The sequence below is a fragment of the Hydrogenophaga aromaticivorans genome, from assembly GCF_013387465.1.
Lineage (GTDB): Bacteria > Pseudomonadota > Gammaproteobacteria > Burkholderiales > Burkholderiaceae_C > Hydrogenophaga > Hydrogenophaga aromaticivorans.
On sequence record NZ_VYGV01000026.1, the window covers coordinates 43,399 to 67,131 of the forward strand.

Here is a 23,733-nt window from a genome sequence, read left to right on the forward strand (position 1 = left end):
GTGTGACCGGCGAGAAATGCCCAACCCAGGATGCGGCGGAACCGGCTCCGCCGGGCCGCACCGCATCGCCCCCTGGAGGGGGTCGCGCGCAGCGCGGCGGGGGTGGGTCATTGTCCAGCTCCGACCACCACCGTCACCATGCGATCGGGCTGCAGCACACGCGCAAAGGCGCGGCGGATGTCGGCCACGCTGACGCGCTGCACCTGGTCGGTCCAGGTGTCGAGGTAATCCAGCGGCAGCCCGTTCCACGCGATGTTGGACACGTTGTCGAGCAGCTTGCGGTTGCTGTCGATGCGCAGCGCGAAACCGTTGATCAGGTAGTCCTTGGCGGCCTGCAGTTCGGCTTCGGTCGGCCCCTGCTCCACGAACTGGCGCACGACATCCCGCGCCACACCGATGGCCTGATCGGCCTGGTCGGGCCGGGTGGTCAAGCCCAGCTGGAAAGCGCCCGCGTGCAGACCGGGCGCAAAGTAGCTGTAGACGCTGTAACTCAGGCCGCGCTTCTCGCGCACTTCGGTGGTCAGGCGGGACACGAAACCACCGCCGCCCAGGATGTAATTGCCCACAAACAGCGGGAAGAAGTCGGGGTCGTTGCGCGGCACGCCCGGCTGCCCGATCAGCACCTGGGCCTGGGCCGCCGCAAACGGCAGGCGCAGCGTCTGCTCGCGGGTCAGCGCTTGCACCTCGGGCACCGGCGGCAATGCCACACACCCGTGCGGCTGCACCGCGGTCATGAATTGCCCGACGATGCGTTCGGCCCCGGCGCGGTCGATGGCACCCACCAGCGTCACCTGCGCCCGGCAGGTCGCCACATGGCGCCGGTAAAACGCGCGCATGTCGGCCACGCCGATGGCCCCCAGGGTCTTGGCGTCGGGCTCGAAACCATAGGGGTGGTCGCCGAACACCGCGCGGGAAAATGCGCGCCCGGCGTGGGTGCCCGGGCGGTTCTCGGCCTCTTTGAGTGCCGCGATGGACCGCTCGCGGTCACGCTGCCAGACCTTCTCGGGCCAGGCCGGCGCCGCGAGCTGGCGCGCCGCCAGAGCCACCGCTCGCGCCAGCAGGTCGGGCTCGGTGAGTGAGCGCAGGGACAGGCTGAAGCGGTCGCTGCTGGCTTGCGCGCTGAACTGGGCACCCAGGTCGGCCCAGGCCTCGCCGAGCTGGTTTTCATCGAGCGCCGGCTGGCCATCGCGTGCCTGCACGCCGGCCAGCAACATCCCGGCCGTGGCGCCGGCCAGGCCGGCCTGACGGGCGGGATTGCGGCGACTGCCACCGTCAAAATTCAGCTGCACATCCAGCATCGGGATCGACGGACTCGCCACGAGGTAGACGCGCGCGCCGCTGGCATGCGTCCAGTGTTCAATTGGGATCGCGGCGCGGGCGCCGGTGAGCGCCCCCAGCCCGGCGAGCAGCAGGGGCAACCATCGGGTGCGGGTCAGGAAACGGGTGAAGGTCGGCATGCGTGGGGATCGTTCAGGTGGGACGGCTCAATGGCGCGAGAGCGCGGGTCGGGGCGTGGCCGGTGGCGCTGCCTCGCGGCGCGAGGGATCGGGCACCAGCACCGCGGTGCTGAGCTGCTCGTCGCTGAAGTAGCGCTGGGCCACCGCCTGCACCTGCGCCGCCGACACCTGACGCAAGCGGCTCATGAGGCGCTCGCCGGTGTCCACATCCATCCCCTGAACCCAGTAGCTGCCCAGCTCCTGCGCCTGGTTGAACACCGAGTCGAGTTTGTAGATTTCGCCGGCCATCCATTGCGTCTTGACGCGCTGCAGCTCGGCTTCGCTGATACCTTCCCGCGCGATGCGGGTCACCTCGGTCCGGAGCGCGGCCGCGGCGGTGTTGGCGGACACCCCCTGGGCCGGCACGGCGACCAGCATGAACAGCTGCGGACCGCGGCCCATCAGGCCATACGAAGCACTGGCGCTGTCAGCGATGCGTTTGCCGCCCCTGCCCGTGCCCTGCACCAGCGAACGCTCCAGGCGGGCACCGCTGTAGCCATCGAGCACGGCCGAGAGCACGGTCAGCGCCAGCGCGTCCTGGCTGGCGGCATCCTCACCACCGCTCCAGCGCGGCACCTTGAAGCTCAGCGCCACCAGGGCCTGGTCAGCGGCCGCCCGGTAGTCCAGCCGTCGCGGCCCGGCCTGCGCAGGCTCTTCGCGCGGCTTGCGCGGCGGCACCGCGCGCGCCGGGATGCGGCCGTAGATGCGCTCGGCCATCGCATGCACCTGAAGCGCGTCCACATCGCCGGCGATCACCACGGCCGCGTTCGACGGCGTGTACCAGCGCTGGTAGAAGTCGCGCACGTCCTGGGGCGTCATGGCCTCCAGATCGCTCATCCATCCGACCACGGGCCGGCGGTATGGGCTGGCCTGGAACACCATGGCGTTGAGCGCTTCGAACATGCGGGCGCGCGGTGACTCTTCGGTGCGCTGACGGCGCTCTTCCTTGATGACCTCGATCTCGCGAACGAATTCGTCGTCGGCCCACTGGTTGCGGGCAAAGCGGTCGGCCTCCAGCTGCATCATGGCCTCCAGCCGGCTGGCGGGCACCTGCTGGTGGTAGGCGGTGGCGTCGCGGCTGGTGAACGCGTTTTCACGCCCGCCCAGTGCCGCCACCTGGCGCGAAAACTCGCCGGGCTTCATGTCGGGCGTGCCCTTGAACATCATGTGTTCCAGCGCGTGCGCCACGCCGCTGGTGCCGTCCACCTCGTCCATCGCGCCCACGCGCACCCAAAGCATGTGGGCCACCGTGGGCGCACGCCGGTCCGGTTTGACGATCAGCGTCATGCCGTTGGCGAGCGTGAAGCGCTGCGCCTTGGATTCAGCCGGAGGCGCGGCGGCACCGGCCCAGCCCACCGGAACGGCGAGCACCAGCAAGACCAGCGCACGGCCCCAGAGAGAGTGAAAGCTGCGTTTCATAGAATGGTGAAGATACAAGAGATTCCCAAATGTTCTCGTTCTTCCGAAAAAAGCCCCCCACCCCTCCCGAACCCGCTCCTGTACCCGCTGCTCCGGCGCCCGTCACCGCCGCCGCACCGGTTGCAGCGCCAGCGCCCACCCCGGTGGTCGTGGTGCCGGCCTCGGTGGCGCCCCCAGCTGCGGAGCCCCGCAAGGGCTGGCTCGACAAGCTCAAGGCCGGTCTGCGCAAGACCGGTTCGAGCATCGCCACGGTCTTCACCGGCACGCAGATCGACGATGCGCTCTACGAAGAGCTGGAAACCGCGCTGCTGATGGCCGACACCGGCGTCAAGGCCACCGAGCACCTGCTGGCCGACCTGAAGCGGCGCGTCAAGGACAACAAGACCACCGACCCGGCCGCCGTCAAAGGACTGCTGGCCGAAGCGATTGCCGACCTGCTCACGCCGCTGCAGAAGCGGCTGGTGATCGGTGAACACAAGCCCACGGTGATCATGGTCGCGGGTGTCAACGGTGCGGGCAAGACCACCTCCATCGGCAAGCTCACGCGCCACCTGGCCAACGAAGGCGCCACGGTGCTGCTGGCCGCGGCCGACACCTTCCGCGCCGCGGCGCGCGAGCAGCTCGCCGTCTGGGCCGACCGCAACACGGTGGAGATCATCACGCAGGAAGGCGGCGACCCGGCCGCGGTGAGCTTTGATGCGGTCAGCGCCGGCAAGGCGCGCGGCAGGGACGTGGTGCTGGTGGACACGGCCGGCCGCCTGCCGACTCAGCTGCACCTCATGGAAGAGCTCAAGAAGATCAAGCGCGTGGTGCAGAAGGCCGACGCCACCGCGCCGCACGAGGTGCTGCTGGTGATCGACGGCAACACCGGGCAGAACGCGCTCATGCAGGTGAAGGCGTTCGACGAAGCGCTGGGCCTGACCGGCCTGGTGATCACCAAGCTCGACGGCACGGCCAAGGGCGGCGTGATCTGCGCGATTGCGCGTGAGAAGCCGGTGCCGATCTACTTCATCGGCGTCGGTGAAAAGCTGGAAGACCTGGAAACCTTCGACGCGAAAGAGTTCGCGCAGGCGCTGCTGAACTGAAGTCAGGACGCGGTGTCGTCGTCGGCGCTGTAGTTGCGCCACTGCTTCATGGCGTTGCGCATGGTCAGCACCTGCCGCTCGAAGCGCGGGCAGGCCTGGCACATGGCCAGGTGCAGGCGCAAGGCCAGCCGCTCGCCCAGGGGCAGTTCACGGTCCTCGCGCGCGATCAGCAGCGCGGACACTTCCTTGCAGGTGCGGCGGAACGGGTAGGCGGCTTTCATGGCGTCGGGGCTTGGGCAAACCAGTTGAGGTCCAGGCATTCGCGCAGGCGCAGACGGGCACGGTGCAGCTGGACGTAGAGGTTGGTCGGGGTCAGCGCGAGTTCCTTACAGATCTCGTCGCTGGAGAGCTCCAGCCACTCGCGCATCAGGAACAGGCGGCCCTGCACCGCGGGCAGCTTGTCGGTGCAGGCCTCCAGGATGGCAAAAAACTGGCGACTTTTCAGGTCCTGCTCGGGGTTGCCCCAGTCGGCGGGTTTCTCCGCAAAATGCCCGTCGGCCTTGAAGGCCATGTGTTCCAGCGGGTCGGCGCTGTCGTCGTCCGAGCCGCTGTCGAGTGTCACCTCGCGCTGGCGCTGGCGCATCGAGTCGATGATCTTGTGCTTGAGGATGCCGACCAGCCAGGTCTTGAGCTGTGAACGCGCCTCGAAGGCCTGCGGCCGGGCCAGCGCGGCGAGCATGGTTTCCGACACCGCGTCCTCGGCCCAGGCGTCGTTGCGAAGCTGCAGGCGAGCGAAGCGCATCAGGTAGCTGCGCTGCTCGACCAGTTGCTGTTCGAAGTCGGTGGGGATCTGGGGTGGCATGGTGGTGTGGGTTGCCCGCCAGTGTAAGGAGTGGAGCCACCGGTCGACCAAGGGGTTCTCACCGAAGCAACCCGAGGTCACTGGTTAACATCCCACCGGCCACCCGCCCACGACGCCCTCCCTCCAGACGACCAGCCCATGCACACCGCCCCCCTGCTGTACAGCGCCCGCACACCGTCAGCACCGACGGAGGCATTGCCCGATGCTGGATAAGCCCGTCCAGCAGGCGTTGCGCCCGCTCATGACACACGCCGCGCGCGGGCTGGTGCGCCTGGGCATCGGCGCCGACGCGATCACATTCACCGGCTTCGCCCTCGGCATGGCCGCCGCCGCGGCGATCGCTTTCCAGCACTTCCTGCCAGGCCTGGCGCTGCTGTTGCTCTCGCGCCTGATGGACGGCCTGGATGGTGCCGTCGCCCGCGCCACCCGGCCCACCGACCGCGGCGGGTTTCTCGACATCACGCTCGATTTTTTGTTCTACGCCGCCATCCCGCTGGCCTTTGCCATCGCGGACCCGGCCGCCAACGCCCTGCCCGCCGCGGTGCTGCTCGCGGCCTTCATCGGCACCGGCAGCAGCTTCCTGGCCTTCGCCATCGTGGCGGAGAAGCGGCGGCTGCAATCGGTCGCCTTCCCGGACAAGAGCTTCTACTTTCTTGGCGGCCTGACCGAAGCCACCGAAACCATCGCCGCCTTCGCCGCCATGTGCCTGTGGCCCGGCCACTTCGCACTCATCGCCTACGGCTTTGCCGTACTGTGCGCCTTCACCATCGCGCTGCGCATAGCCTGGGGCTGGCAGCGGTTTCGCTGAGCCTGCGCCTCAACTCAGACCAGACACCGGGATGCACGCGCCATGGATCGCGCGCGCCGCATCGGATGCCAGGAACTGCATCACGTCGGCCAGCGCCTCCGGCGCCACCCACTGCGCGGGATCGGCGTCGGGCATGGCGGCGCGGTTTTCGGGGGTGTCGATGATCGAGGGCATCACGCAGTTGACGTTGATGCCCTGCGCCTTGAGTTCGGCCGACATGGACTCGGTCAGGCGCATCAGGGCGCTCTTGGACGCCGCATAAGCCCCCATCTGCGCACCGCCTTTCAGCGCGCCCATGGCGCCGACCGTGACGATCTGGCCGCCACCGCCCGCCACCATCCGCGGCACCACGCTGGCCGCGATGGGCATCAGCGCGCGCACGTTCAGGTCGAGCAGGAAGTCCAGCGTCTGCGCGGTGGTGTCGTGCACGGCCTCGCCCATGCGGAAGCCGCCCGCCAGATGGCACAGCACGTGCACACCGCCGAAGCACTTGGCGGCATGGGCCACCGCCTGCTCCACCTGGGCCGCGTCGAGCAGGTCGAGCTCGGTGCAGCTCAGCACTTCGGTGTCCGGCCCGTACACGCGCCGCAGCGCCTCGCCGTTGCGGTCGAGCAGCACCAGGTGGTCACCGCGCGCCGCAAAGGCGCGGGCCACGGCCTGCCCGAGGTTGCCGGCTGCGCCGGTGATGAGAACGGTTCGGGCCTTCGGGTTCATGGGGTTCCTCCTGTGCGCCGGGCGCGGTGGTAGCTGCCGTCACCGCGGCTGAACACCTGGTCGGTGGGCAGCACGTCGCCGGGCTGCAGCTCGGGCGCCTGCGCGGCGCTTTCGTACAGCGGCGCGAAGTCGATGCGGGTGAATTCGAGCAGTTCGTCGAGGTCGCGGATCACAAAATAGCTCTCCTGGAAATCGTCGATGCGGTAGTTTGTGCGCATCACGCGCTCCAGCCCGAAGCGTATGCGGTTGGGCGAGGGGCTGTCCAGACAAAACTGCGACTCGGTGTAGGACGAGGCGATGCCCGAGCCGTAAAGCCGCAGGCCATCGCCCTGCTGCAACAGGCCGAACTCCACCGTGTACCAGTAGACGCGCGCCAGCTGCGCGAGTTTGCCAAGTTGCTGCGCGCGCAGGCCGCCCTGGCCATAGGCCTGGATGAAATCGGCGATGGCCGGGTTCATCAGCATGGGCACGTGGCCGAACACGTCGTGGAACACGTCGGGCTCTTCGAGGTAGTCCAGTTCGTGCGGCTGGCGGATGAAATTGCCGGCCGGGAAGCGGCGGTTGGCCAGGTGGTCAAAGAACACCTCGTCGGGCACCAGACCGGGCACGGCCACCACCTGCCAGCCGGTGCGCGGCATCAGCACCTCGCTCAGGCGTCGGAAATCGGGGATTTCATCGGCGCCGATCGGCAGGTCGCGCATGCCCTGCACGAACTCGTCGCAGGCGCGCCCGGGCAGCAGTTTCGTCTGGCGCTGAAACAGCGTCTTCCAGGTGGCGTGGTCGGCGGCGGTGTAGTGCTCCCAGCCCTGCGAGATGGTCCAGTCGGCGCTCTCGGGCTGTGCGGCGGCGCCAGCGGCCAGGCCGTGTTTGGTGGATTCGGGTGTGGTGGTTGCCATGTTCACTCCGCTCGGGGGGCCACCGGGGCGTAGGCGGCGTCGGCGCGCGTGGCCCAGGCGATGTCGCGGGTGGACAGACCGCCCGCGTCGTGCGTGGTCAGCGTGACCTCAACCCGGTTGTAGACGTTGAACCACTCGGGATGGTGGTCCATCTTTTCCGAGACGATGGCCATCTGCGCCATGAAGCCGAAAGCCTGGGCGAAGTCGGGGAAGTGGAAGGTGCGCCGGATCGCACCGCCCTCACGGTTCACCGTCCATTCGGGCAAGCCGGTCATCAGCTCGCGGGTCGTCTGCGCATCCAGGGGGGTCATGAAAGGTCTCCTTCGTTGTGGTGTTCCAGGCGCCCAACCAGCGGATCTGGACCGGTTGTGCAGTTTGCGCCGCATCGCAGACAATTTGCTCTCGTATTCACCGCCCGACCGGCGCCTTTTCAAGAAACCCTTTCATGAACACCGACATGAGCGAAGATTCCTTGCATCCGTCGTCGCTGGACCGCCTGGACCGCCGCATCCTGTCGGCCCTGCAGGCCAACGGGCGCATCAGCAACCAGGAACTGGCCCAGACGGTGCACCTTTCGCCAGCGCAAAGCAACCGGCGCCACAGGCGGCTCGAAGAGGCGGGCTACATCCAGCGCTACGAGGCGCGGCTCGACGCGCACCGGCTCGGCCTGGGTGTGACCGCGTTCGTGCATGTGTCGATGGAGCGTGGGCAGCACAAGGAGGTGCTGAAGTTCCAGCGCACCGTGGGCAAGATGCCCGAGGTGCTGGAGTGTTACGCCGTGACCGGCGATTTCGACTACGTCTGCAAGATCGTTGCGCGCGACCTCAAGGGCCTGTCGGACTTTCTGCTTGGCACGCTGGCGCAACTGCCGGGCGTGAGCGGTGTGCGTTCCAGCATCTGCCTGAACGAGCTCAAGTGCACCAGCGCGCTGCCGCTGGATTGAAACGGCACCCGAAGATCAGATGGCCCCGAGCGGTGGCAGCACGGTGGCCGTGCATTCGCCAAAGCCGATGCTCTGAAACCCGGTGCGTGTGCAGCGGCCGCGCAGTGTGATGCTGTCGCCGTCTTCCAGAAAAGTGCGGCGCTCGCCGTTGCCCAGGGTGATGGCCTGCTTGCCCCCCACGGTGAGTTCGAGCAGCGAGCCGGCCTGCTCGGGCTTCGGGCCGGAGAGCGTGCCCGACCCGAACAGATCGCCCGCAGAGAGCGCGCAGCCGTTGACCGTGTGGTGGGTCACCAGCTGGGCCAGCGACCAGTAAGCGGCCTGCGCGGCGTTGGAGCGGCTGATGACCTCGGGCTCATGGCCTTCGGCGCGCATGCGCGCGGTCTGCAGCAGCACGTCGAGATCAATGTCGAACGCACCAGCACGCTCGCTGGCTTCGGCTCGCAGGTAGGGCAGCGGCGGCGGGTCGCCCGCGGGCCGCTGCAGGGCCTGGCGGAACGGCGCCAGCGCTTCGAGCGTCACCATCCAAGGCGAGAGCGTGCTGGCGAAGTTTTTCGACAGGAAGGGGCCGAGCGGCTGGTACTCCCAGGCCTGGAAATCGCGCGCACTCCAGTCGTTGAACAGGGTCACACCGAACACATGGTCTTCCGCCTCGGCCAGCGGGATCGGGTGGCCCATGGCGTTGGGCCGGCCGATCACGTAACCGAGCTCCAGCTCCAGGTCCAGCCGCTTGGTCGGCGCGAGCATGGGTGCGTCGGTGTCGGGGCCCTTGATCTGCCCCAGTGGGCGGTGAAAGCTGTGTCCGCTGGGCTGAATGGTGGAGGCGCGGCCGTGGTAGCCAATGGGCACCCACTTGTAGTTGGGCAGCAGCGGGTTGTCGGGCCGGAACAGCTTGCCCACCGCCGTGGCGTGGTGGATGCCGACATAGAAGTCGGTGTAGTCGCGGATGTCGCAGGGCAGGCCCAGCTCCACGGCGCCCTGCGGATGCAGGTGCCGCGACCACCGGTCCTGCTGCGGACTGCCGGCGGCCAGGCCGGCGCTGATCTGCGCGCGCAGTTCGCGCCGGGTCTCGGGCTTGAGCCGGATCAGGCGGTTCATGTCGCTGAAGTGGATCAGACCGGCCGCCCGCAGGTCCAGCACCTGGTCGCCGATGGCCACGCCGATGCGCCACTCGGGATCGTCCTCGACCTTGAAGCGGCCAAACGGCAGATTCTGGACCGGGAAATCGCTCGCGGGCTCATTGGCCGTCTCGACCCAGCTGCGCAAGGCCGGGTTGTGGGTGTTGTCGATGGCGTTCATGGCGTCACCAGCTTCAATCCAGGGCCTTGAATTCCCTGTCGTGCATCCAGGCGGCGTGCTTGGGTGCGCGCTTGGTCTGCGCCCACTCGTTGAGCATGTCCCACTTCACCTCGTCGAGGTCCTTGTGCATGCGCGGCGTGCCCACGTCGGCGCACAGCTCCAGCCGGTGGCCGTTGGGGTCGAAGAAGTAGATGCTTTTGAAGATGGTGTGGTCGGTCGGCCCCAGCACCTCAACACCCGCGGCCTGCAGGCGCTCTTTGGTGGCTTCGAGCATGTCCAGGCTGCCGATCTTGAAGGCGATGTGCTGCACCCACTCGGGCGTGTTGGCATCACGACCCATCGCCGGCGCGTTGGGCAGTTCGAAGAAGGCCAGCACATTGCCTTGGCCCGCGTCGAGGAACACGTGCATGTACGGGTCGGGCGCTTTGGTGGACGGCACCTGGTCTTCGGCGATGGCCAGCACAAAGTCCATGTTCAGGTGCTTGACGTACCACTCGACGGTTTCTTTGGCGTCCTTGCAGCGGTAGGCCACGTGGTGGATGCGGTCGATTTTCAAAGTGCTCATGGTCGGTCTCCGGTGGATGCACCCTTTGTAGACGTTGTGCGTCATGGGGTCAATCAGTTTGAAGCCCTGCCACAGGGAGCGTTCAGACTGATCGACCATGGCGGTGAAAGCTCAGCCTCTCAGTCCAACTTGATGTTGGCTTTGCTCACCAGGCGCGCGTAGCGATCCTGTTCGGACTTCAGGAATTTGACCGCGGCATCCGGCGTGGTGGGATGGATGACGTTGTCCTGCTTGGCCATGGTGGCCTTGACGTCGGGGTCATTGAAGGCGGCGACCACGGCCTTGTGCAGGCGGTCCACCTGCGCGGATGGCAGGCCCTTGGGGCCGATCATCGCGAACCAGCCGGCCACGTCCACATCCGGGAAGCCCTGTTCGGCGATGGTGGGCACATCGGGCAGCGACGCCACGCGCTCCTTGCCCATGACGCCGATGGCCTTCATGCGCCCAGAAGCCAGGTGGCCCTGGGCGGCGGCCACGGCGGCCACACCGAACTCGACCTGTCCCCCGATGATGTCGGCCATCATCGGACCCATGCCCTTGTAGGGGATGTGTTGCACCTGCACGCCGGCTGCGTCCACAAACATCTCGCCCGCCAGGTGGATGATGGTGCCGTTGCCCGACGATCCCATGTTGAAACCACCCGGTTTGGCCTTGAGCAGCGCCTGCATTTCCTTGGCGTTTTTCGCCGGCACCTTGGCCGGGTTGACCACCAGCACGAAGGGCGAACCACCGACCACGGTGATGGGCGTGATGTCGGTGAGGCTGTCGTAGGGGATGGTTTTGAACACGCTGGGGTTGACCGCGTGGTTGTTCGAAATGAAGGCCACCGTGTTGCCGTCGGGCGCGGCCTTGACCAGCGCCGAGGTGCCGGTGATGCCGCCCGCACCGGGCAGGTTTTCGATCACCACGGACTGGCCGCCGAGCGCCTTGGACAAGGCGTTCTGCGCGGCGCGCACGATGGTGTCCACACCCGAGCCGGCGCCCACCGGCAGGATCACGCGCAACGGCGCACCGGACTGCGCCCAGGCCGGCGCCGAGGCAAAAAGGCACGAGGCGGCCACGGTGATGAGGGTGCGGCGGCTGACGGTCTTGGTGAAGGTCTTGGTCATGGTTGTCTCCTGGTTCTGGTGGAAATAAGCGGGGGTCAAACGGCAGCGGGAACAAAGGCGGGGGTCAGGCGGGTGAGCACTTCTTCGGTGTGCTCGCCGATGGCGGGCAGCGGGCTGCGCACGCCGGGACGGCGCCCACCCATCAGCAGCGGCAGCAGCACGACCTGCGTGGTGTCACCGGTTTCGGTGGTCATGGGCACCAGGCCGCCGGAGGCGATCAGGTGCTCGTCGTGCACCAGCTGGTCGGGGCGCACCACCTTGGCGTAGGGCAGGCCGGCAGCCTGCAGCTTCGCGCACAGGGTTTCCAGGTCCTGGTGCTGCAGGGTTTCGCCCAGTTTTTGCAGCAACTCGGGGCGCACGGCGACGCGCTGGGCGTTGGTGGCCAGGGCCGGGTCGCTGGCGAGGTCGGGACGCTCAATCACCTGGCACAGCGTGGCGAACTGCTTGTCGCTCACCGCGCCGACGAACAACTGCTCGCCACCGGCCACCGTGAAGGTGTCGTAGACGCTCCAGGCGGAAACGCGCGAGGGGAACGGCGGCGGCACCTCGCCCGTCATCTGGAACTGCTGCATGTGCTGCGAGGCCAGCAGGCAGCAGTTTTCAAACAGCGCGCTCTGGATCTCCTGGCCCTGGCCCGTGCCCCCCACGCGGTCGCGTTCGCGCAGCGCGGCCAGCACACCAATGGCGCCGAACATGCCGCCCATGATGTCGTTGACCGACGAGCCCGCGCGCAGCGGACGGCCCACCGGGCCGGTCATGTAGGTCAGGCCGGCCATGTTCTGCACCACCTCGTCCAGCGCCAGGCGGCTCTCATACGGCCCGGGCAGAAAGCCCTTGTGCGACACGTAGATGAGCCGGGGGAACAACTCGCGCAGTGCGGCACTGCCCAGGCCGAGCTTGTCCATCAGGCCGGGGCGGAAGTTCTCCAGCAGCACGTCGCACTGGCCAATGAGTTCCTTCGCCGTGGCCAGACCCTCTTCGGTCTGGATGTCGAGCACCACGCTCTTCTTGTTGCGGTTGAAGCTGCGGAAGAAGCCGATGCCCAGGCCCGGCAGGGTGCGCGTCTTGTCGCCGCCGGGCGGCTCGACCTTGATGACCTCGGCGCCGAGGTCGGCCAGGATCATGCCGCAGGTCGGGCCCATGACCATGTGGGTGAACTCGATGACGCGCACGCCTTCGAGGGGGAGTCCGGTGGATTCGGTTGGCATGGCTTGTGTTCGGTTCGTTGAATGGAAAAGGCCTTCAGTGGGCGGCCGTGGCGGCTTGCGCCGTCTTGGGCAGACCGGCGCGCCAGAGCGCACCGTGGGTGGGTTCGCCCGGCAGCCAGCCCACCACCTTGGCGCGCAGCGCCAGCAACTTCTCAATGTGAATGCCGGTCCTCACGCCGCAGGCCTGCAGCATGAAAGCGAGGTCTTCGCTGGCCGCATTGCCACTGGCACCGGGCGCGTGCGGGCAGCCGCCGATGCCGGCCAGCGAGGCGTCGAAGCGGCTCACGCCCACTTCGAGCGCCGCGTACACGTTGGCCAGGGCCAGGCCGCGCGTGTCGTGGAAGTGGCCGCAGCAGAACCGGTCACCGGCGATCTTCAGCGCCTGTTCGGACAGCTCGCGCACCGAATGCGGGTCGGCGTAGCCCACGGTGTCGGCCAGGCTCACGCGGTCGGCGCCGGCGTCGAGCAGGGCCTGCATCAGGCGCAGCACTTCGCTGGTTTTCACCTCGCCCTGGATCGTGCAGCCGAAGGCCGTGCCCACGCCGCCTTCGATCAGGGTCTGGCTGCCGGCAGCGTCGCGCGCGGCACGGATGCGCTTCATCTCGTCCACCACTTCGTCGGGCGTCTTGCGCAGGTTGGCCAGGCTGTGCGCGTGGCTGGCCGAGAGCGGCAGGATCATCAGGTGGGCGCCACCCTCGATGGCGCGCTCGGCCCCTTTGAGGTTGGGCACCAGCACGCTGGCCTTCAGGCCCGGCAAGGTCCTGGCGAAGGCCAGCACCTCGGCGGTGTCGGCCATCTGCGGCAGCAGCCTGGGCGGCACGAAAGAGCCCACCTCGATCTCGCGCTGCCCGGCGGCAAAGGCGTCGGTGATCCACTCGCATTTGTGCGCGGTGGACACCCGGGTGGGGATGCTCTGCAGACCATCACGAAGGCCGACTTCGCGGATCACGGCCTGGGCGGGCAAGGTGGAAAAATCGGACTTGTTGCTCATGGAAGCGGAGTTTATGATTTCCACAAACAACATCAAGTGACCATATGGAAGGCTATAGATTCCATTTTGGAACTCAAACACAGGGTTTCCCCCATGCGCGACCTCGACCTCAAATCCCTGCGGCTGCTGGTGGCCGTGTGCGACCTCGGCAACATGAAAGACGCCGCGGCGCAGGAGCACATCGAGCCCTCGGCCATCAGCAAGCGCATCGCGCAGCTGGAAGACGCGATCGGCACCCAGGTGCTGGTGCGCGGGCGGCGCGGCGCCGAGCCCACCCCGGCCGGCCGCGCCCTGCTGGAGCACGCCCGCAACGTGCTCTTCACCATGGACCGCATCGAGGCCGACATGGCCGCCTTCAAGGGCGGCATCAAGGGCCAGGTGCGCGTGGTGGCCAGCGCCTCGGCGATCGCCGAATCGCTGCTCGACGACCTCACGGCCTTCATGCGCGCGCCCGAGCACCTGGACATCAAGGTGGACATCGAAGAGCGCTTCTCCAGGGACATCGTGAGCATGGTGCGCGAGGGCGTGGTGTCGCTCGGCGTGTGCTGGAGCAACATCGATTTCGGTGGTCTGGAGCACCGGCCCTACCGCCGCGACGAGCTGACGCTGGCGGTGCCGCTGGACCACCCGCTGGCGCAGCACGAGGCGCTGCACTTCGAGGACACGCTGACCCACGAACACGTGGGCCTGCCGCCTTCCACCGCTGTCCACACCATGCTGGGCCGCGCGGCCGCCAAGGCCGGGCGCCACATGAGCTACCGCGTGGTGGTGTCGAACTTCGACGCCGCTTTCCGCGTCGTGGCTGCGGGCCTGGGCATCAGCGTGGTGCCGCGGCAGGTGAGCGAGATCTACGTCTCGGCAGGCCAGGTGCGCATCATCCCGCTGCTGAACGACTGGGCCCACCGCGAGTTCGCGATCTGCTACCGCCGCCACGGCGACCTCACGCCCGCGGCCGGGCGGCTGCTGGAATTTCTGGTCGATCAGGCCGCGCAGGCAGACACGCCGGCCGCCTGAGGGGCCCTTGGCTGCGCACCGGCAACGGGGTCGCGGCCTTGCCTTAAACTCCCTGCGAGTTCCCACAGACGGCCCCGTCCTGCGGCGGGAAGGGGGCTCCTGTACGGAGGCATTGCGTATGGACACCAAGCTGGAGAAGAAGAGATGAAGGGTGTGATGGGTTTCCTTGAAAAAGCGGGACTGGTTCGCATGGAGGTGCCGCACGAAGACGCCGCACCCGCGCCGCCTCCGGTCACCGAAACCACCGCCGCCCTGCCGCCCGCCGCCGCGCCCGTCCCGATCGGCGCCCCCCTGAAACTCGACGAGATCTACGCCCAGGCGGGTGTGCCGGCGTCGCTCTACCCCGCCGAGCGCCTGCTGCGGTTGATCGAGGGCCTGAGTGCGATGGACCCCGGCACCCGCTTGATGGCCATCCAGGCCATGGACGCGGCCGACGAGTCCTGGACCATCGCCGACCCGCTGGCCGACGCACAGACCAAGGACCAGGCCCTGTCCATGCACGCCGAACTGCTGCAGCTGAACCTGCAGGCGCTGGAACGCGACACGCTGGCGCGTATCGAGACCATGACCGCCCGGCGCGACAAGGTGGTGGACGACATCCGCCGGCAGATGTCCGAACTCGACGCCCTGATGAACCGCGAGGTGTCGCGCGCCGCCCAGGACATCGCCGGCCAGGAAGCCCAGCTCCAGGCCGCGCGCGAACACACCGCCGTCCAGCTGGCCAGCCTGTCGCAGCTCGGCCAGCAGCTGCAGAACCTGTCGGCGCAGTTCGGTGCGCCCGCCACCACCCCCAAGGAATGACCCCATGGCCAGCCTGACTCCCCTCTCCAAAGGCCTGATCGGTCTGGCCGTGGTCGGTGCCATGGCCTCGGCCGTGTGGCACCTGGTGCTCAAGGAACGCTTTGGCGCAGCGCCGACCTCGTCGACCGCGCCCAGCACCAGCCCGGACACGCCCACCTCCAGCGTCATCTCGACGCCGCCGAGCACACCGCCGACCGCGAGCGAACCGGCCGCCAGCGAGCCCGTCGTCGCGACCGGCGGCAACGACCTGTCCGCTGCCGAACACGCCGAACTCGGCCGCCAGCTGCTGGAAAGCGGCGACTTCGCCCAGGCGCGCGCCCACCTGTTGCTGGCCGTGCAAGGGGGCAACGCCGGCGCGGCCTGCCACCTGGGTGAGATGACGCTCAAAGGCCAGGGCGGCATCCCCGCCGACCAGGAGGCCGCCGCCAAACTCTTCCAACTGGCCCAGTCCCGCAACACCATCTGTTTCGCGCCCGGCCAGTGAACCCGCACCCACCCGCTTTCCAAGGACACCCCATGCAACTCCGCCACATCGCCCTGGCCGCCGCCCTGATCAGCGGCCTCTGGATCACCGGCACCACCCAGGCCCAGGGCTTCGTCTTCGGCACCGCCGAGCCCAAAGCCCCGGCTGCCGCGCCGGCTGGCGCGCGCAACGCCAAGGTCGAGTCCGCGCAGCGCCTGCTGGCCCGCATCGGCCTGCTGCGCGAAACACCCTCGGGCACGCTGACGCCGGCCACGCTGGACGCCATGCGCGCTTTCGCCGCGCGCACCGGCACAGCGCCCGCCAGCGAGGTCAACGACGCGCTGCTCAACGCCATCCGCCGCCACATCTGGACCAGCCAGAACTGGTCCAGCGGCAACTACAAGGGCAAGGAAAAGATCGTGGACGCCCAGGGCCTGCGCGAGGCGCAGATCCTGCTGGGCAAGCTGGGCTTCAGCGCCGGGCCACTGGACGGCACCTTCGGCCCCCAGACCCAGGTCGCGACCGAAGCCTTCCAGGAGTCGCAGGGCGTGAGCGTGGACGGCCTGATCACCTCGACCGTGCTGATGAACCTGCGCCGCGCGGTGAACGGCGCAGGCGCGGGCGCCAAGGAGACCCTGCGGGTGCTCAACTGGCCCGACTACATCGAACCCAGCGTGCTGCAGGACTTCGAGAAGGAATTCAACATCCGCGTGATCTACGACATCTTCGCGGACAACGACGACCTGCAGGCCCGCCTGGGCGCGGCCGGCACGCCCTACGACGTGGTCTTCCCCACGGCCAACGCCGTGCCCGGCATGGCGGCCAAGGGACTGCTCGGCAAACTCGACAAAGCCAGCCTCAAGAACCTGAACAACATCGACCCGCGGGTGGACGCGACCCTGCGCGCCTGGGACAAGGACGGCGCCTACAGCCTACCCTACATGTGGTACACGGTCGGCATCGCCTGGAACCCCAAGCTCACCAGCAAGGCCTTCCCGGGCCACAGCGTGGACACGCTGGCCACCGTGTTCGATCCGGCCATCGCGAAGCGCTTCCAGTCCTGCGGCATCGGCGTGGTCGATTCGGCGTCCGACGTGATCCCGCTGGCCGCCATGGCCGGTGGCCAGACCAAGTGGGCCGGCCGTTCCTCGATCGCGGCCGCCGAGAAGGTGATGGCGGGCATCGCCGGCACGGTCAAGGTCATTCCCACCGACCAGTTCATCGACTCGCTGGCCAACGGCAAGCTCTGCGTCGCCATCGGCTTCTCGGGCGACGCGGTGCAGGCGCAGGGCAAGTCGCGCGGCGCGGTCGAATACCGGGTGCCGGCCGACGGCGGCCTGCTCGCCATCGACGCCATGGCCGTGCCGGCCAACGCGAAAAACAAGCGCGGTGCACACCAGTTCATCGACTACCTGATGCGGCCCCAGGTGATCGCCAAGGTGTCCAACACCGTGGGCTACGCCAACGCCAACCTGAAGGCCGGCGAATTCATGAGCGCGAGCGTGAAGTCCAACCCGGCCGTGGTGCCCAGCACCACCTCGCTGAGCCGGTCGTCGCCGATCCCGGTGTTGTCCGAGCAGGACGAGCAGGAGATCACCCGCATCTGGTCGCGCTTCGCCAAGTGACCGCAGCGCCATCCCCTTGAACCCCAAGCCCTCCTACCTGGGCGCGTTCCTGCGCCACCCGGCCAACCGCACCGCCCTGCTCGCGGCCGGTGTGGTGGCCATCTTCGCGTCCATCCCCATGGGGCTGGCGGGGCTGGCGCTGGTCGGCACACTGGCCGTGGGCACCGAAATCCTGGCGGCGCTGATGGTGCCCAGCCTGCCGTCGTTCAAGGCCTGGGTCGACCGCGAGGCGCACCACCAGGGTCTGAGCCAGCGCCGCAAGCTGCTGATCGACGAACTGAGCGCACGCGGCGAGTCCGGCGCACTGTCCACCTACCAGCACATGTGGGAACGCGTGCAGGCGCTCTACGAAACGGCGGGTGACCGGCAGACCACGCTGACCCGGCAGGATGTGGAAAAGCTGGAGGCCCTCACCGTCGACTACCTCGGCCTCTGCTCGGTCAATGCCTCGCTGCGCCGGCGCAAGGAGCAGATCAGCGAAGACCAGGTGAACCGCCGCATCGCCAGCGTCGAGGCCCAGCTGCGCAACCCCGCGCTCGGCGACGAGGAGGCGCGGCAGCTGCGCGCCACGCTCGCCGAATACGCCGAGGTGCTGAACCGTGCGCGCCGCCTCGCGGTCCGCCGCAGCGCGCTTGAAGCCACGCTGCTGGCCATGCCCGACAAGATGGAAGAGGTGTACCAGCTGGTGATCACATCGCCCTATGCCACCGACATGGGCAGCAAGCTCGAAGACTCGCTGTCCCGCCTGCGCATCGCCGAAGAGGTGGCCGCCGAATTCGACGACGCCGATCTCGCCGCCTTCGGCAACAATGCCCCACGCGTCAGCGCCTCCGGCAGCGCAGCGAACGCGGCCGCCCGCCAGGCCTCGCAACGCCAAAGAACCTGAACCCCAACCCACCGCATTCAACCAGGAGTCCCCCATGGCCAACAACGCAATCTTCGCCCGCCTCGCCAACCTCTGGACCGGCTTCATCTCCCTCTGGGTGTCGGACATCGAGAAGGAGCACCCTGAGATCGCGTACCAGAACGCGATCGCCTCGATGATCCAGAAATACACCCAGCTCAAGGCGGCCACCGGCGCCATCATCGCGCGCCGCCAGGACATCACCTCGCGCCTGGAAGCGCACGAGCGCGAGCTCGCCGCCGTGACCACCGACCTGGAAGCCGCCCTGGCCACCAACCAGGACGACCTCGCCGTGGTGCTGATCCAAAAGAAGAACACGCTGGACGCGGCGCTCACCGAGCTGCGCGCCGACGCGGCCCAGGCCACCGCCGACGCCGACAACGCCAAGGACTCGCTGATCCAGGTGAAGTCCGAAATCGACAAGCTCAAGGCCGAGAAAGAGCGCATGCTGGCCCAGATGCACAGCGCGCAGGCCCGCATCAAGATCCAGGGCCAGCTCGACGGCCTCTCGGTGGACGCCGAAGTGCAGGCGCTGGGCGCCGTGCGCGAGCACATCAAGGGCCAGGTGGCACAGGCCAGCCTGGGCGCCGAGCTGCAGAACTCCGACCTCGACGTGCGCCTCAACAAGCTGCGCCAGAGCAGCGGCAGCGTGACGGCCAAGGCCCAGCTCGAAGCCATGAAGCAGGCCCGCGCCGCCGCGCAGGCCGCTCCGACCAAGACCCTCTGAGCCGCCCGCGCATGAACGCACCCGCATCCCCCCGTCACGATCTGCCGCGCTGGGCCGAGGTCCTGCGGCAGAAGTACCTGGCGGGCGAAGCGTCCACCTTCGTGCTCTACCGCAACGTCTTCGACAACTACCTGGTCGGCGACAAGCTGCACAACCTCGGCGCCTTCCTGGTCGAAGAACTGTTCAAGGACACCAAGCAGCACGTGTGCGAGGTGAGTCTGGAGCGCGGCATCCGGGTGCTGTCGGGGACGAACGAAGACAAGCAGCGCGCGCTGCTGCGCCAGGTGGAGGAAGGCACCGAGCCCGACCTGCTGGCCTCGCTGCACGCGCTGGAGCAGCGCATGCGCGCGCAGCCGTCCACCGCCGTCATCGTGCCCTACGCCGACGCGCTGCTGCCCGCCGGCGATCCGAGCTTCATGGCGCAGACCGACCGCCAGACCTACCTGGTGTTCCACCGCTGGTCGCTGGACCAGACGCTGACCCAGGGCGACAACATCGTCGTGCTGATCACCGAGTCGCTCAACGCGATCAACCCGGGCCTGCTGTCCAACCCCAAGGTGGCGGCGATCGAAATCCCGATGCCCGACCTGCCGCTGCGCCAGAAGGTGATCGGCTTTTTCGCGCCCAAGCTCACCGCGCACCAGGTCGAGCTGTTCTCCGAACGCACCAGCGGCCTGCGCACCGTGCAGCTCGCCAACATCCTGGCCGGTTCCAAGGGCCATGGCCTGAGCGAGGCCGAGCGCCGCGCGCTGATCGGCCGGCTGCTCGAAGGAACACCCGACGCCGCCGCCCGCGCCGACACGCTGGCCACCATCACCGCCGGCATGACGCCGGCCGAGATCACGCGGCTGATCGAGCCCGGCAAGACCCTGCCCGAAGGCGACGCCGACCAGGAGGTGCTGAAGGTTATCCACGCGCGCAAGCGCGAGATGATCGAGAAGGAATGCGCGGGCCTGATCGAGTTCATCGAGCCCAAACACGGCCTCTCGGCCGTCGGTGGCCACGAGCACATCAAACACGAGCTGATGGCGATCGCGCAGAACCTCAAGGCCGGCGAAACCACGCTGACACCCATGGGCCTGCTCGCGGTCGGTCCCATGGGATCGGGCAAGACCTTCGTCATCAAGGCCTTCCTGAAAGAGGCCGGCCTGTCGGCCGTGGCGCTGAAGAACTTCCGCTCCAAGTGGGTCGGCTCGACCGAGGCCAACCTGGAGCGCGTGCTCGCCACCGTCAAGGCCATGGGCCCCATCGCGGTGATCATCGACGAAGGCGACCGCAGCTTCGGTTCGGGCGGCGGCGAAGACAGCGACGGCGGCACCAGCTCGCGCGTGATCGCACGGCTGAAAGAGTTCATGGCCGAGCCCGAGAACCGCGGCCAGGTGCTGTTCGTCATGATGACCAACCGCCCCGACAAGCTCGACACCGACATCAAGCGGCCCGGTCGGCTCGACCGCAAGATCCCGTTCTTCTACTGCGACACCGCGGCCGAACGCGTGCAGGTGCTGCAGGCCGTGCTCTCGCGCTACGAAGAGCCCTGCGTCGCGAGCACCGAAGAACTGCTGACCCTGTGCGACACCCTGACCGGCTACTCCAACGCCGACCTCGAAGCGCTCTCGCTGCTGGCCGTGGAGCTGGCGCGCAATCAGGCCACGCCGCTGAACGCCGACGCCCTCACCCAGGCCGCGGCCGACTTCATGCCGCCACAGGAGCGCGACATGATCGAGTTCATGGAGCTGCTCGCGGTGTCCGAGACCTCGCGCCGCTCCATGCTGCCCAAACGTTTCCGCGACATGGCCATCGCCGACATCCAGAGCAACCTGGTCGCCGCCAAACGGCGCGCCCTCACCCGCTGACCCACCCCACACAAGGAGCCATTCATGCAAGCGATCCAAGACCAGAACCTGAGCGCCACCCAGGTCATCCAGCTGACCCAGGCCATGTTGTCGGTGGCCCTGGTGGACGGCATGCACCCTGCCGAAGCGGCCCTGATCGGCCAATTCTATGAAAGCTCACGTTCGGCCGACATGCCCACCACGTCGGCGATGCTGTCGGGCACCCACGCCTTCGACGCCCAGGCCATGGCCGGTTGCCCGGCGGACGTGGCCGACACCGTGGTGCTGATGTGCCTCATGACCGGCCACGCCGACGGCCGCCTGAGCGACGGCGAGCGCGCGCTGGTGCAATCGTTCGCCACCGCCCTGAACGTGGACGCCGCGCGCTTTGATGCCCTGCTGGGCCAGGTGCGCGACGAACTCATTGGCGCCCTCTCGCACCTGCCCGACGCCGGATCGGTCGCCAACGTGGTGCGCGAACTGGGCGCTGGCGGCTGAATTTTCGCTAGACGGAAGGCGGGCGACCCGCCAACGGGAACCGCAGGCGCACCGCCAGGCCCGGTGCGGCGTCGAGCAGCTGCATCTCGCCCCCGTGCCGCCGCACGCAGCGCTCGACCACCGGCAGCCCCAGCCCGGTGCCGGGCACACCCCGGTCGCTCGCACCGCGGTAAAAAGGCCTGAGCAGGGTTTCGCGCTGCTCCGGCGCAATGCCGGGGCCGTGGTCGCGCACCGTCAGCGTGGCATGGGAATCATCGGTTTGCAGGCGCACGACCACCGGTGGGCGGCCGTGGTGGCGCGCGTTGTCCAGCAGGTTGGTCAATGACCGTTGCAACAGCACGCCTGAAGCCGGCTCCAGCCAGACGGGCCCGGCGGCCTGCAGCTCCAGCGTGACGTCGCCGTGGTCCCCATGGCCCAGCAGGTCGCGCACGAGGGCGGCCAGGTCCACGCGCTCTTCCAGCGGCTCGGTCGCCGAACGCACCAGCGACAGAAAGGAACCCACCAACTGGTCCGCAACCTGCGCGTTGCGCACGATACTCTCGCGCCGGGCCGCCACCCCCGGGGCATCGGGCAGCAGCTCGGCCGCCATGCGGATGCGGCCCAGCGGGGAACGCAGGTCGTGTGAGATGCCGGCCAGCATCATCTGCCGTGCGTCGTCCTGCTGCACCCGCTGCGCCGCGAAATCGTCGAACTGTTGCGTCAGCTGTCGCACCTCGATCGGCCCGCGCACGGGCGGTGCCGCTGGGCGCTCACCCGTCTCGGCGAAGGTCTTCACGCTGGCCTGCAGATCCAGCAGCGGCTTGACGATGATCCGGCTCAGCCACGCCGCCGCACCCAGGAACACCAGCACCGCCAGGGCGATGCCCAGCGCGCCACGCCCCCGCAGACCGGTGCCCTCCAGCGCACCGTTCACGCCGACCCAGGTGGGTGGGTGGCCGGCTGGCAAGAGTTCCAGCCAGGTCACGCCCCCGCCAGGCTCGCCGCTGACGGCCATGCGCCCGACGCCGATGCCCTCGTCCCGCAAAGCGGCTTTCAGCGCGACATAACGCGGCGCCAGCGGCGTGGCGGCGATGTGGCGCGCCCGGGCCGGCGGCGGGCCCGGCTCCAGATGCACCGACGTGGCCACACCCACACTGCGTGGCAGCTGCGGCAGCACGCCCTGTGCCAGCTGCGCCTGCACCGGACGCAGCGCACTGGCCCAGCCCGGCGCGACCGAACGCGCGAACACGCTCGCCTGGCCACTGAACAGCAACAGCAGGAACAGCAGCGACAACAGCAGCGCCACCGCGACCTGCAGCAGGAAGATGCGGGCGAACAGGGTATCGAACCACTTCATAGGCTGGGACCCGGCAGCCCACCGGTGAACACATAGCCTTCGCCCCGCACGGTTTCGACCCATTCGCGCCCGCCCGGTGCGGCCTCCAGCTTCTTGCGCAGGCGGGCCACCTGCACGTCCACCGCACGGTCCATGGGCTTGTAGTTGCCCGGCTGCACCGCGGCCGAGAGCGCCTGGCGCGAGACGCAGATCCCGGGCTGGCTCGCCAATGCGACCAGCAGCTTGAACTCGATGGAGGTCAGCGGCAGCACCTCGTTCTGGCAGACCGCCCGGCGCGCCAGCAGGTCCAGCGTCAGGCCGTCGAAGCGCAGCTGCCGGCGCCGGGTGGCCGCCTGCAGGCGCCGGGCCAGGGCGCGCACGCGCGCCACCAGCTCGCGCGGTTCGAAGGGTTTGCCCAGGTAGTCGTCGGCCCCCAGCTCCAGGCCGAGCACGCGGTCAAACGGGTCGCCACGCGCCGTGAGCATGAGCACCGGCACATCGTTGCCGGCCTCGCGCAGGCGCCGGCACAGGTCCAGCCCGTTGGCGTCGGGCAGCATCAGGTCCAGCAGCAGCACATCGGGCTGCAGGCGGGTCAGCGCCGCCATCCCCTGCGCCGCGGTGCCGGCGCTGTGCACCTGCATGCCCTGGGCCTGCAACAGCTCGACCACCATGGCCGCCAGCTCGGCGTCGTCGTCCACCATCAGCACGGTGACCATTTCGGGGGAAAACAGGGCGTCCATGGCGGCAGTGTACGCAGTGGCGGCGGCGGGGCGCCCCATGTTTCAGCGCTGACATGTTTCGTCGCAGGACGACAGACACGGACGCGCCGCGCCGGCCTGTAATCCCACCGTGCCGGCCCATTCCGGGGCGCACAGGCCGCACCCACGGCCTTCCGCTGTCACACCCTCACAGGAGTTCCTCATGAACAAGGCTTTCAAATCCGGCACCGCCGTGACCGCCGTGCTGCTCGCACTGACCACGCTGTCCACGCCGGCCATGGCCCGCGACCGCAGCTCCAGCTTCACCGGCCCCAAAGGTCAAACGGTCACGCGCAACGTGAGCCGCTCGCACGGCGATGTGTCGTCCACCACCACCGGCCCGAACGGCAAGTCCACCTCGCGGGTGGTGGACCGCTCGCCAGAAGGCACCCAGGCGGTCCTGACCGGCCCCAACGGCCAGACCATCGTCCGCCAGACCACCCGCCAGCCCTGAAGCCGACCAC

The 23,733-nt window shown here is 68.4% G+C and carries 26 protein-coding genes; 12 read left to right on the forward strand and 14 right to left on the reverse strand.

Annotated elements, in window-relative coordinates; all coding sequences use genetic code 11:
• Window positions 1-107: 107 nt before the first annotated feature.
• Both F3K02_RS23840 and F3K02_RS23845 read right to left on the reverse strand, forming a co-directional pair.
• A complete protein-coding gene (locus F3K02_RS23840; protein WP_177138750.1) occupies window positions 108-1,457 on the reverse strand; it encodes a M16 family metallopeptidase in 1,350 nt (449 codons plus the stop codon).
• Window positions 1,458-1,484: 27 nt separating this feature from the next.
• Window positions 1,485-2,915 (reverse strand): M16 family metallopeptidase, encoded by a 1,431-nt coding sequence (locus F3K02_RS23845; protein WP_177138751.1) that lies wholly within the window; start codon window positions 2,913-2,915, stop codon window positions 1,485-1,487.
• Between the two features lie 29 nt (window positions 2,916-2,944).
• Here F3K02_RS23845 and ftsY point away from each other — a divergent pair, with 29 nt between their 5' ends.
• Complete coding sequence (gene ftsY / locus F3K02_RS23850) at window positions 2,945-4,000, forward strand: signal recognition particle-docking protein FtsY (RefSeq protein WP_177138752.1); 1,056 nt, start codon at window positions 2,945-2,947, stop codon at window positions 3,998-4,000.
• Between the two features lie 2 nt (window positions 4,001-4,002).
• On the opposite strand, the gene F3K02_RS23855 is transcribed toward ftsY, so the two are convergent.
• Together F3K02_RS23855 and F3K02_RS23860 are read right to left on the reverse strand one after the other, a co-directional pair.
• On the reverse strand, window positions 4,003-4,221 hold the full coding sequence (locus F3K02_RS23855; protein ID WP_177138753.1) for a zf-HC2 domain-containing protein: 219 nt from the start codon (window positions 4,219-4,221) through the stop codon (window positions 4,003-4,005).
• Window positions 4,218-4,802, reverse strand: a complete 585-nt coding sequence (locus F3K02_RS23860) for a sigma-70 family RNA polymerase sigma factor (RefSeq protein ID WP_177138754.1) — start codon at window positions 4,800-4,802, stop codon at window positions 4,218-4,220. The genes F3K02_RS23855 and F3K02_RS23860 overlap by 4 nt, the downstream gene beginning before the upstream one ends.
• A gap of 202 nt (window positions 4,803-5,004) precedes the next feature.
• Between F3K02_RS23860 and F3K02_RS23865 the strand changes: the two genes are divergently transcribed.
• Complete coding sequence (locus tag F3K02_RS23865; protein ID WP_177138755.1) at window positions 5,005-5,610, forward strand: CDP-alcohol phosphatidyltransferase family protein; 606 nt, start codon at window positions 5,005-5,007, stop codon at window positions 5,608-5,610.
• A gap of 9 nt (window positions 5,611-5,619) precedes the next feature.
• Here the strand turns inward: F3K02_RS23865 and F3K02_RS23870 are convergent, their stop codons facing one another.
• The 3 genes from F3K02_RS23870 to F3K02_RS23880 are packed head-to-tail and all read right to left on the reverse strand — an operon-like array spanning window position 5,620 to window position 7,531.
• Entirely contained in the window at window positions 5,620-6,324 is a 705-nt protein-coding gene (locus tag F3K02_RS23870; RefSeq protein ID WP_177138757.1) for an SDR family NAD(P)-dependent oxidoreductase, read from the reverse strand.
• The gene (gene phhA, locus F3K02_RS23875; protein WP_177138759.1) at window positions 6,321-7,220 is read right to left on the reverse strand and encodes a phenylalanine 4-monooxygenase; all 900 of its coding nucleotides are present in this window, start codon (window positions 7,218-7,220) and stop codon (window positions 6,321-6,323) included. Before phhA ends, F3K02_RS23870 begins: the two co-directional genes overlap by 4 nt.
• 2 nt (window positions 7,221-7,222) lie before the next feature.
• Window positions 7,223-7,531: a 4a-hydroxytetrahydrobiopterin dehydratase gene (locus F3K02_RS23880; RefSeq protein WP_177138761.1), complete on the reverse strand. Its 309-nt coding sequence runs from the start codon at window positions 7,529-7,531 to the stop codon at window positions 7,223-7,225.
• Between the two features lie 134 nt (window positions 7,532-7,665).
• Here F3K02_RS23880 and F3K02_RS23885 point away from each other — a divergent pair, with 134 nt between their 5' ends.
• Complete coding sequence (locus F3K02_RS23885; protein WP_177138763.1) at window positions 7,666-8,163, forward strand: Lrp/AsnC family transcriptional regulator; 498 nt, start codon at window positions 7,666-7,668, stop codon at window positions 8,161-8,163.
• Window positions 8,164-8,178: 15 nt separating this feature from the next.
• Here F3K02_RS23885 and fahA read toward each other — a convergent pair whose 3' ends face one another.
• From fahA to F3K02_RS23910, 5 genes are all read right to left on the reverse strand, one after another.
• Window positions 8,179-9,459, reverse strand: coding sequence for a fumarylacetoacetase (gene fahA, locus F3K02_RS23890; RefSeq protein ID WP_177138765.1), 1,281 nt, complete (start codon window positions 9,457-9,459; stop codon window positions 8,179-8,181).
• A 13-nt stretch (window positions 9,460-9,472) separates the two neighbouring features.
• The gene (locus F3K02_RS23895; protein ID WP_177138966.1) at window positions 9,473-10,015 is read right to left on the reverse strand and encodes a VOC family protein; all 543 of its coding nucleotides are present in this window, start codon (window positions 10,013-10,015) and stop codon (window positions 9,473-9,475) included.
• Between the two features lie 128 nt (window positions 10,016-10,143).
• On the reverse strand, window positions 10,144-11,133 hold the full coding sequence (locus F3K02_RS23900) for a Bug family tripartite tricarboxylate transporter substrate binding protein (RefSeq protein WP_177138767.1): 990 nt from the start codon (window positions 11,131-11,133) through the stop codon (window positions 10,144-10,146).
• A 35-nt stretch (window positions 11,134-11,168) separates the two neighbouring features.
• Complete coding sequence (locus F3K02_RS23905) at window positions 11,169-12,341, reverse strand: CaiB/BaiF CoA transferase family protein (RefSeq protein WP_177138769.1); 1,173 nt, start codon at window positions 12,339-12,341, stop codon at window positions 11,169-11,171.
• Between the two features lie 34 nt (window positions 12,342-12,375).
• Window positions 12,376-13,332 carry a hydroxymethylglutaryl-CoA lyase gene (locus F3K02_RS23910; RefSeq protein WP_246309762.1) on the reverse strand — a complete coding sequence of 319 codons (957 nt, stop codon included), beginning with the start codon at window positions 13,330-13,332 and terminating at the stop codon, window positions 12,376-12,378.
• Window positions 13,333-13,425: 93 nt separating this feature from the next.
• On the opposite strand from F3K02_RS23910, the gene F3K02_RS23915 reads away from it, so the two are divergent.
• From F3K02_RS23915 to F3K02_RS23950, 8 genes are all read left to right on the forward strand, one after another.
• Complete coding sequence (locus F3K02_RS23915) at window positions 13,426-14,346, forward strand: LysR substrate-binding domain-containing protein (RefSeq protein ID WP_177138772.1); 921 nt, start codon at window positions 13,426-13,428, stop codon at window positions 14,344-14,346.
• Window positions 14,347-14,502: 156 nt separating this feature from the next.
• Window positions 14,503-15,147 (forward strand): methyl-accepting chemotaxis protein, encoded by a 645-nt coding sequence (locus tag F3K02_RS23920; protein ID WP_246309764.1) that lies wholly within the window; start codon window positions 14,503-14,505, stop codon window positions 15,145-15,147.
• Between the two features lie 4 nt (window positions 15,148-15,151).
• Window positions 15,152-15,631: a hypothetical protein gene (locus F3K02_RS23925; RefSeq protein WP_177138776.1), complete on the forward strand. Its 480-nt coding sequence runs from the start codon at window positions 15,152-15,154 to the stop codon at window positions 15,629-15,631.
• Between the two features lie 32 nt (window positions 15,632-15,663).
• Window positions 15,664-17,235, forward strand: coding sequence for an extracellular solute-binding protein (locus F3K02_RS23930; RefSeq protein ID WP_177138779.1), 1,572 nt, complete (start codon window positions 15,664-15,666; stop codon window positions 17,233-17,235).
• Window positions 17,236-17,251: 16 nt separating this feature from the next.
• A complete protein-coding gene (locus F3K02_RS23935; protein WP_177138781.1) occupies window positions 17,252-18,121 on the forward strand; it encodes a hypothetical protein in 870 nt (289 codons plus the stop codon).
• 34 nt (window positions 18,122-18,155) lie between these two features.
• Window positions 18,156-18,866: a PspA/IM30 family protein gene (locus F3K02_RS23940; RefSeq protein ID WP_177138783.1), complete on the forward strand. Its 711-nt coding sequence runs from the start codon at window positions 18,156-18,158 to the stop codon at window positions 18,864-18,866.
• 11 nt (window positions 18,867-18,877) lie between these two features.
• Window positions 18,878-20,719, forward strand: a complete 1,842-nt coding sequence (locus F3K02_RS23945; RefSeq protein WP_177138785.1) for an ATP-binding protein — start codon at window positions 18,878-18,880, stop codon at window positions 20,717-20,719.
• Between the two features lie 24 nt (window positions 20,720-20,743).
• Window positions 20,744-21,196 carry a hypothetical protein gene (locus F3K02_RS23950; protein WP_177138787.1) on the forward strand — a complete coding sequence of 151 codons (453 nt, stop codon included), beginning with the start codon at window positions 20,744-20,746 and terminating at the stop codon, window positions 21,194-21,196.
• A 7-nt stretch (window positions 21,197-21,203) separates the two neighbouring features.
• Here F3K02_RS23950 and F3K02_RS23955 read toward each other — a convergent pair whose 3' ends face one another.
• On the reverse strand, window positions 21,204-22,532 hold the full coding sequence (locus F3K02_RS23955) for an ATP-binding protein (RefSeq protein ID WP_177138789.1): 1,329 nt from the start codon (window positions 22,530-22,532) through the stop codon (window positions 21,204-21,206).
• Complete coding sequence (locus F3K02_RS23960; protein ID WP_246309766.1) at window positions 22,529-23,251, reverse strand: response regulator transcription factor; 723 nt, start codon at window positions 23,249-23,251, stop codon at window positions 22,529-22,531. The genes F3K02_RS23955 and F3K02_RS23960 overlap by 4 nt, the downstream gene beginning before the upstream one ends.
• 181 nt (window positions 23,252-23,432) lie before the next feature.
• Here F3K02_RS23960 and F3K02_RS23965 point away from each other — a divergent pair, with 181 nt between their 5' ends.
• Window positions 23,433-23,723, forward strand: coding sequence for a hypothetical protein (locus F3K02_RS23965; RefSeq protein WP_177138791.1), 291 nt, complete (start codon window positions 23,433-23,435; stop codon window positions 23,721-23,723).
• Window positions 23,724-23,733 lie beyond the last annotated feature (10 nt).